Source organism: Halohasta sp. A2 (assembly GCF_056175805.1).
This window is the reverse complement of sequence record NZ_JAQFWV010000117.1, coordinates 1-6,274: the sequence shown is the minus strand read 5'-3', so window position 1 is coordinate 6,274 and position 6,274 is coordinate 1. Positions and strand designations below refer to the sequence as shown.

Annotated in this window: 8 protein-coding genes; 5 read left to right on the top strand and 3 right to left on the bottom strand. The window is 50.4% G+C overall.

Features of this window, described 5'->3' with window-relative positions:
- Positions 1–173: 173 nt before the first annotated feature.
- The gene (locus O2S87_RS17790) at positions 174–1,418 is read right to left on the bottom strand and encodes an RNA-guided endonuclease TnpB family protein (protein WP_475410087.1); all 1,245 of its coding nucleotides are present in this window, start codon (positions 1,416–1,418) and stop codon (positions 174–176) included.
- Between the two features lie 58 nt (positions 1,419–1,476).
- Between O2S87_RS17790 and O2S87_RS17785 the strand changes: the two genes are divergently transcribed.
- Entirely contained in the window at positions 1,477–1,614 is a 138-nt protein-coding gene (locus tag O2S87_RS17785; protein WP_475410086.1) for a hypothetical protein, read from the top strand.
- 250 nt (positions 1,615–1,864) lie between these two features.
- Here the strand turns inward: O2S87_RS17785 and O2S87_RS17780 are convergent, their stop codons facing one another.
- Both O2S87_RS17780 and O2S87_RS17775 read right to left on the bottom strand, forming a co-directional pair.
- Positions 1,865–2,215, bottom strand: coding sequence for a type II toxin-antitoxin system PemK/MazF family toxin (locus O2S87_RS17780; RefSeq protein ID WP_475410085.1), 351 nt, complete (start codon positions 2,213–2,215; stop codon positions 1,865–1,867).
- A 15-nt stretch (positions 2,216–2,230) separates the two neighbouring features.
- On the bottom strand, positions 2,231–2,500 hold the full coding sequence (locus O2S87_RS17775) for an AbrB/MazE/SpoVT family DNA-binding domain-containing protein (RefSeq protein WP_475410084.1): 270 nt from the start codon (positions 2,498–2,500) through the stop codon (positions 2,231–2,233).
- 306 nt (positions 2,501–2,806) lie between these two features.
- On the opposite strand from O2S87_RS17775, the gene O2S87_RS17770 reads away from it, so the two are divergent.
- The 4 genes from O2S87_RS17770 to O2S87_RS17755 all read left to right on the top strand — a co-directional run bounded on the left by O2S87_RS17770 (position 2,807) and on the right by O2S87_RS17755 (position 6,068).
- A complete protein-coding gene (locus O2S87_RS17770) occupies positions 2,807–3,637 on the top strand; it encodes a DUF8137 family protein (RefSeq protein WP_475410083.1) in 831 nt (276 codons plus the stop codon).
- Positions 3,638–3,976: 339 nt separating this feature from the next.
- Positions 3,977–5,194 carry a hypothetical protein gene (locus O2S87_RS17765; protein ID WP_475410082.1) on the top strand — a complete coding sequence of 406 codons (1,218 nt, stop codon included), beginning with the start codon at positions 3,977–3,979 and terminating at the stop codon, positions 5,192–5,194.
- A gap of 69 nt (positions 5,195–5,263) precedes the next feature.
- A complete protein-coding gene (locus tag O2S87_RS17760) occupies positions 5,264–5,767 on the top strand; it encodes a DUF8045 domain-containing protein (protein WP_475410081.1) in 504 nt (167 codons plus the stop codon).
- A 169-nt stretch (positions 5,768–5,936) separates the two neighbouring features.
- Positions 5,937–6,068 (top strand): hypothetical protein, encoded by a 132-nt coding sequence (locus O2S87_RS17755; protein WP_475410080.1) that lies wholly within the window; start codon positions 5,937–5,939, stop codon positions 6,066–6,068.
- Positions 6,069–6,274: the final 206 nt, after the last annotated feature.

Genomic DNA, 6,274 nt, shown 5'->3' with positions numbered 1-6,274 from the left:
CTGAGTATAATCCAGTCCTATCGTAGGCCGTCGGAATAATATACTAATTTTGACCAATTATTTATTTTCAGACCTTATTTAGTTAGTTTTAGATTCTGTCACTGAATTATGGGTAAGAGACAGCCGTGAACGGCGGGGCTTCCTACAAGGGAAGCCTCGCGTCGAGGGAGGTTTCAGGACTGAAAGGCCACAAGCGTCGTCTGTCCGGGTTTCGGACTCGGCGTGTGGTGTCCTGTGGCGGTGTCACAACCGCTCCCATCCTGTAGCGAGTCATCGCCTGCCGGTTTCCAAGGCAGGCTCTCTCCCCACGGGTCAAGGCGACCACCGATATTGGCCGCCGCGTTAATGTCTGCTTGATACTCCGATACCCAACACTCGTCGTTCGTACACCGGAACTCTGCCTGCGAACCACGTCGACCGATCTGGCCGCAGGCGTGACACGTCTGAGACGTATAGGCTGGATTTACGAACCGAACCGGGATACCTGCGTCGGCGGCCTTGTCCTCGATCCGGTCTGTGAGCCGAGCGAACGCCCAGCCGTGCAGTCGACGGTTCATGTACGAACCGTAATCCAGATTCTCACGGATGTACGACAAGTCTTCGAGAACGATCACAGGATCGTCGAACTGCTGGGCGTACTCAACTGCCTGCCGAGACGCCTTCTCGACGATATCCGTGAGTGCGTTCTGGTAGTGGTCGAATCGCTCATCACGTCGCCACTCCACACAGTTGCGTCCTTGCAGGCGTTTCAGCGTGGTGTGCATCTCCTTTCGGAGCTGTCGGGCGCGGCCACCGTCGAAGATGAACGGTTCTTTCGGTGTTCCGTTCTCCGTCAGGGCACAGCCTGTCAGGAGTTTGGATTCGCCGATATCAAAGCCAACTGGTGTTGGGTCGTCTGGTATCTCTGCGCCGTCGATCTCGTACTCGACGGTGACGTGCAACACCCAATTGGTCCGATTGTGTTGCAGTCGGAACTCACCGACCGACAGCTCGCCGTCGAACAGATCGTCCCACAACTCACGCTGTTGTGGATTGATCCGCAACGGAATCCAGAACGCATTGCCACGCCCCGCCTGCGGGACACGCCAGCAGAACTCATGTCGACGGTCCTCGGAATGGTCGAGACGGAAGCCACGATTCGTGAACCGAACGGGGTGGTCGTCTTCGAGTTCCGAAGCGTTGTAGGTATCCCGCAGTTTCGGGACGTAGCTCTTGAGAGCGTCTTTGGCGTAGGACGTGAGCGTGTACGGCGTCACGACATCATTGACTGCAGACTGCGTATCCGCACCACTCTCGAAGGCATTTTCGAGGGCGCGGCGGTAGGTCGCCACCGTTCGGAGAAGTCGACGCTCTTTGTGCGCCGTTGGTGGCGCGAGCGTGGCTTCGAGAGTCTTTGTGGCGGTTGGTCCGACAGTCATCCGACAGTACAGTGTAGGCAACCAAAGCATATAAAACAAACGGATAACAAACATATGCATGACCAAATATATTCGAGTAGAGGTCGAGGACGACCAACACGAACAGTTGAGCGAGATCAAAGACCGGCGAGGATATACGTGGAAAGGGTTGTTGCTGGAAGGTGCGAAAGCACTGGACACCGACGAAACGCAGTAGTGGGACAGACAGCTAAGTGTCGCATTCCTCCGGGCCGTAAACGGCCCGGTTTCCTGCTTGTAGAAAGATGAAAAATTCTGTCCGACCTGTGGTAGTGAACTCTCGCAGAACTAGTAGTAGTATACAACTGTGAGTTATCGCCTTTCAGTAGTCGGAGACCTCATGTAAGGATGTCAGGAATCGGCTACCAATACACCCTGTGACGGTCTGAATCGGTCTGTACAGAGTATACACTGATGGAACTTTTCGCTCAAATGCCGAGGCTATTTTTGATTGCCGAGTCGATTTTTGCCATGTCTGATGACGAGACAGATCCAATGTTCTTGTTCACGCGTTCGTCGATGTCGACAACCCGGATTTGGCTTAGATCTGCCACTGAATCGTGATCGAGGGTAGTATCCGAAGCCAGTACTTCCACCTCAAACGGGTACGTGTCTCCAGGCGTGTACTGCTTTGTGAATGGTGCGATGATGGTTGTCGGTGAGTACTGATTCCCAACATCGTTCTGGATGACAACACAGGGCCGGCTCTTTCCTTGCTGCTCACTCCCTTTCGTGGGGTTCAGTTCAACAATGACAATGTCGCCGCGGCGTAGCTGCACAATTGACTCCAGAAGTCACTCACTCCAACCGGGCGCGTCGCCGAGATGCCTGGTTGCTTCTGAGGAGGCATCTTCCATTTCTTCAGCCAACTCACGAGACCGCTCGGCTCTCTTTCGGTATCCTTCAGCAAGCCGTTCCTTATTTGTTGGCGGTTTGATTATTATCTCGTCATTCACTTCGACAAACTCAACTTCGTCACCGCCTTCGATGCCACGACGGTCCCGCAGTTCCTTCGGAATCGTCACCTGCCCCCGATCTCCGACTTTTCGTTTGTGTTTTGGCATATCCATTCATACTTTTTTCATACTGATATAGATGTCGGTGGCATGGTCATTCAATTCACGGGTTCAGCAATCAGACAATTCAGTGGTATCGTGACGAAACAAACATACTGACGATGCTGCACACACCCTCAATATGTTGTACTCCAAATCCACCGATATCAGATTTCAGGCAGTTGTTTCACCAGAGTAGGCAAGAGCTACTATTCATATTTCTGCAAGCAGGAACCCGAGTCGTTCACGGCGGGCGAAGATGTCACTGTCACCGGCGAAACCGTTTTGCACAGACAATCTAACCCATAGTCATTCATGACCCACAATACTGAACCGCTAAAACAGGCACTCAGAGAGGCAACTGAAGGCAATCAAGCCGACATCTACACCTTACTTGCTAACTGGAACACAACACTAGACAGCGCACTGGACCAGAGCGGTGACCTCTTTCGTGACGTATTGTGGGACTACCTCAAAGAGACACTCAAAGTCATTGACGCTGCCGCTGTCGATCATGAGCCAGATTGGTCGTTTTTGAAGGATTGTGCCGATGCCTACCCACCTGCTGTAGGCGACCATCACTGTACGATGTTAATTGCGAATATTCTCGGGCGGTGTATTATTCGCACACGTCTTCGTCACGACGTTGATGAAATTCCAACGTGGGCACTCGATTATCTTGGAGAAATAACAAGAGAGGATGACAAAGACATTGCAGCAGAGGAATCAGCTGCCTTCGGTTGGGGTATTGGTCACCAAGACAAAGCCGTCGCAGATCGCATACTTGCCCGTGCCGAAGCTGACGATGAATTCTGGGCCGCCTCGGCACTCATACATGTCACCTTTGCTGATGCGAACGCCGCTATCAACCTCTATGACCACATTTTACAATCTCAAGACACCACTGAGGATCTCCACTATGTCGAAGGAATGCAGCGTATCCTTGACCATTCCTTCCCAGAATCGCCTCGATATTGGGACCCGACAACCGAGCTTGACTCACCAGATCCGCTATCCGACGATGACATTGAGCACCTTCTTCGAGTACTCGGTGAAAATGTTCATCCAATGCGACTCCAACAGTTTGACGACATGATCCAGTTCGGTCTCAAGCGCGCAGCCACCGAGTATGGAGATCTAAGTTAGACTCTGCGCGGGGGAATTAGCATCCCCAATTCGGAGATCGTTCTGTATCTCGGTATTTTTCCTTTCAAAATCGAGGTTCATTTCTTCGCGCTCTGTACACAATACATATGATCACTGTCGGTAACCTTGGAGATTCGAATTCCCTCTCCCGACGGGCACGTCAATATCGCTAGTTGTCCACTCTCTTGATGGCGGTGGCAGCAAGACTTCGATCTGACAGGGTAATCCGTCGTCAGTGGTGAGACAGTACTCGAATAACGAACGTTCGACCAACGATGTCTAACAAATTCCCAGCACTGTGACGGAACAAATTTTGCTTGTGGAAGATGGAATTCCTCTATGGGTAGCGACACTCCCTCCGACTGGGAACCTACTGAGGCTGAGAGTCTCGACGTGGGTGAGTTCCTACTACCGGCAGAAGTAGAACAAGAACAACTCGAAGAGATCATTAATTCCTTATCACCGGAATCCGATGCTGTTCTTTCCGCACTTACAGCGGCAACAGAGGGTGTTGAGGGCCGAATCGACCCCGATAGCGCACTCGACCAAGCAGACGTCTCTCCTGAAGAGTACGATGCAGTTATCGAAGAAATCCTTATCAGACTCGAAGAGGAGGGCGTCGACTTGGTTCCAGGCCCCGGTGACAAAACCAATCCGTCAGTTCTCGATCCAGACGAAGCAAGCCAGTTTCTTCAATTACAGGGACAATTGCTTGTGTACGCAAACAATCAGTTCGGTGTTATGCCGGGAGTTGATACCTACGAAGGAATTCAGAATGCATTCATTGACGATATTCGGCCGCTTCACGAGAGACTCTATCAAGAAGAGAATGCAGTCGAGATTATTGAGGATTTCGTCAGAGAGAATCCTACTGAGTTTTCTCAGCCGCAACTCAGCCAGATCAAATCTTGGGAGAACTACAAAGAGGGCCAGTTTTTTGTCGTCGAACACCTCGAAGACGGGACTGTATTTCTGGATCCAGACGAACCACGGGCCTACAAGGTCACAGGTGTCTATGATGACTATGCCGACACACTTCCTGAAGAAGCACTCCCTGTTGCAATGACATCAGTCGTATTACTCCCATACAATGGGCGGATCATTACAGACGGCTTAGAACGTGCCGATATGCTCGCAGGAATGGCTATGGAGATGATTACCGATGATCCAGAAACCATCTATGAGGAAGCCAAACACAAGTTTGGTATCGCTAAAACGCTCCCTCCAAAAGACGAACCCGAGCGTAGTGACACTGAGCGTGTGAAGTTTTATACGAAGAACAAAGAGAACCGCCAGCGATTTGCCGACGAGATAGAGGAACTCAAGGACAAAACCGACGAATTAGCACGTGTCTATCACCAACAACTCGGGAAGGCAAACGCCCGGCGACTCGGTCGAGAGTTCCGCGAACTCGGCCTCAACGAAGCGTATGTTGGGATCTATGATGGACAGGTTGTTGCTACGGCACCAACTGAAGATCAGCTCAATGAGATTCTGTCAGAGATCGTTCCCAAGGGGAAAACAAGCCACCCATACGTCTATCATTATGACCCCTAGACAACAAATGACGTGTTATCAACCAAAACAGAACAATGCTACAGTCATGATTCTCACGCGTAGGTTACAATGAGAGTACGATACTATGCTGACGCCGACATCGAAGAATTACACGAACACACCCTCCGATTGTTGCGAAAGCTTCACGATTCCCACGACATTCTAGTTGAAATCGAGCGAATCGATGAACAGCACGGACTAATCACCGATTTTCCCGGAGAGGTACATTCTTCGACCCCACAAGAGGTCTACGAACGTGATCTCAAAAGGAATCGTTCGCTCAGCCAGTCCATTGAGCCCACCCCTTCGGAGGGATTCAGACGATATGGAAAACTCAATATTGCAGGTAACATCGCGCTTGTCGATGACGATGGCACTGTCCAATGGGCCTCAACACTTCCCGGCTATGCTGACGGCTACCGACCAGGTTTCGACGATCGGACCGCGATGGACTTCCTCGAAGACATCGCCATCTCACCGAACAATCGCGTTTGTGTCGAGTGTCTCCGGTTGCTGGACGGCGACGAACGCTTCTGTCCTAACTGTGGCTCCGAGCTTAAAAGAACGAATTGAACGCATCCACTTGGCCCAGACTAATGGCTCAACTGCAATGAGAATTTGTTAGTATATGTCTTCGATAGTTCGACACGAATAATCTCGTCCCATAGCGGCAATTTTTTCAGTGTGACAATCATATAGAACCGTCGAAATACTGATTACCCTGCGATTCATTTACGTAGATATGAGCGGTACATCAGCCTGGGAAAACAAAACAGAAGAAGAAGTTCAAGAGAACATTGACCAGGCTGTAGAAGACGTAGTTAATTTCGATTTTGCTACTTTTGATGAAGTGAAGAAAGCCTTCAGCGAGTAGTCTTTCAATTATTTTATTTACTGTTGTTCGAAAGAGTAGTTAGTGCCGTTTAGCCTTGACGACGAAACAAGGGTGTCTATAGAGCCTGTCCAAGAAATATCGGCAGAGAACTCACATGACGTAGACCTTATCTAGCAGAAAATCCTGTACAGCGTAAGGATTCACCCGTGACGTTCAATTTTATCCGATACGATCAAGATCAGCAA

Excerpts from the sequence above, each read along its gene's own strand:
- O2S87_RS17765 (WP_475410082.1), top strand. The coding sequence starts at position 3,977 with ATGGGTAGCGACACTCCCTCCGACTGGGAACCTACTGAGGCTGAGAGT.
- O2S87_RS17790 (WP_475410087.1), bottom strand. The coding sequence starts at position 1,418 with ATGACTGTCGGACCAACCGCCACAAAGACTCTCGAAGCCACGCTCGCG.
- O2S87_RS17785 (WP_475410086.1), top strand. The coding sequence starts at position 1,477 with ATGACCAAATATATTCGAGTAGAGGTCGAGGACGACCAACACGAACAG.
- O2S87_RS17775 (WP_475410084.1), bottom strand. The coding sequence starts at position 2,500 with ATGCCAAAACACAAACGAAAAGTCGGAGATCGGGGGCAGGTGACGATT.
- O2S87_RS17770 (WP_475410083.1), top strand. The coding sequence starts at position 2,807 with ATGACCCACAATACTGAACCGCTAAAACAGGCACTCAGAGAGGCAACT.
- O2S87_RS17755 (WP_475410080.1), top strand. The coding sequence starts at position 5,937 with ATGAGCGGTACATCAGCCTGGGAAAACAAAACAGAAGAAGAAGTTCAA.
- O2S87_RS17760 (WP_475410081.1), top strand. The coding sequence starts at position 5,264 with ATGAGAGTACGATACTATGCTGACGCCGACATCGAAGAATTACACGAA.